Annotated in this window: 2 pseudogenes; one reads left to right on the top strand and one right to left on the bottom strand. The window is 46.5% G+C overall.

Features of this window, described 5'->3' with window-relative positions:
* Positions 1 to 114, top strand: a pseudogene (locus E2K52_RS14410) (IS5/IS1182 family transposase); the annotation flags it as partial.
* Between the two features lie 11 nt (positions 115 to 125).
* On the opposite strand, the pseudogene E2K52_RS14405 reads toward E2K52_RS14410, so the two are convergent.
* A pseudogene (locus E2K52_RS14405) lies at positions 126 to 1,154 on the bottom strand (type VI secretion system Vgr family protein); the annotation flags it as partial.
* Positions 1,155 to 1,287 lie beyond the last annotated feature (133 nt).

Here is a 1,287-nt window from a genome sequence, read left to right as displayed (position 1 = left end):
TTTGCGAGATTAAAACATTTCCGTGCTATTGCTACCCGATTTGATAAGCTTGCACGAAATTATCAGTCTATGATTTACATTGCTTGCATGTTTATTTGGTGTAAAGCCAAATGAGGACACGCCCTAATACTGTCGGCTGCCTGATGGCTGATCTGGCCATCTGCAGATAAATGAATATCCTGCTGGGCACTCAGCGCAATGGATTGTGGGGCTGACAGAATCATAATCGCCTGTTTAAAGGCAGCTGCTTTGTCTTGATCCTTTTGTTCAATTTGTTCAATAAAGCTTTTTAAATTCTCAAAGATTTCAAGCGGATCAGTTTGCTGATTTTTAGCCACCTCACTTAGAGCTTGACTCGCCTGCAGACCTGATTCCAGCTGGTTTTTTGCCGGTTCAGCATTCATGTGTGAGCCATCTGCAGCTTGCTGTTTATGAGTCGAGATCAATAAACCTTCACCGGCACGAATTGCGCCCCATTGGTCAGTACGCAATTCAAAGCCTTCACCCCGTCCTTCACTTTCAGCCTGTTGTTTCGGATGACTCAAATTACCCAGATTGAGCTGACTGGCCGCATGACTGCTATGCAACTGTGCGCTGATCTGCCCGGTGGTATCATCAAAACGCAGCTGGTTAAAACCTTGTCCCTGCACTTCTTGCGAACGAATACCACTGAGTTTTTTAGTCTCTGGTAGCTGTCCTTTCTGATCAAACCTGGTCGGTGAACGTTGACCTTCATGAATCCGGCCTACCACAAAAGGCCGGTCAATATTGCCATCAAAAAAATCAATCACCACAATTTCACCAATACGTGGCAAGAAACGGACCCCATAACCTTCACCGGCCCACGGGGTCAGAACATCCACCCAAGCTGAATCAGTATCGCTGTCATTACTACCTGCGCCACTGTCATGAACATGGTCATCCGAACGGGTAAATAGAAAACGGATTTTGATTCGCCCCCATTTGTCGACATGAATTTCCTCCCCTGCTGGCCCGACGACTTTTGCCCGTTGCGGATAGGCTTGGGGTCGATGCAATATAGGTTGATATTCAGGCACGACGGGAATATTGCGACGTTGTAATACCAGCTGATTGGCCTGCCGCTCATCAGCATCCTTAACTGCTGTCACCTGCCAGTGGCTTTGCTGGATTAACGCACATAAGCGTCCGCTTTTTTGCTGTTCTTCGCCATGATATATAAGGTTTTCTTGTCTTCGCTCTCGTGTAATGTCACCTTCCGCAAGATTTGTTTTTCTAGAGGTGTCTGCTCTACTTTGAGATTGATTT

Source organism: Acinetobacter sp. RF14B (genome assembly GCF_006864105.1).
Lineage (GTDB): Bacteria > Pseudomonadota > Gammaproteobacteria > Pseudomonadales > Moraxellaceae > Acinetobacter > Acinetobacter lwoffii_C.
The sequence above is the reverse complement of the archived record's forward strand: the minus strand, read 5'-3'. Positions and strand labels throughout refer to the sequence as shown.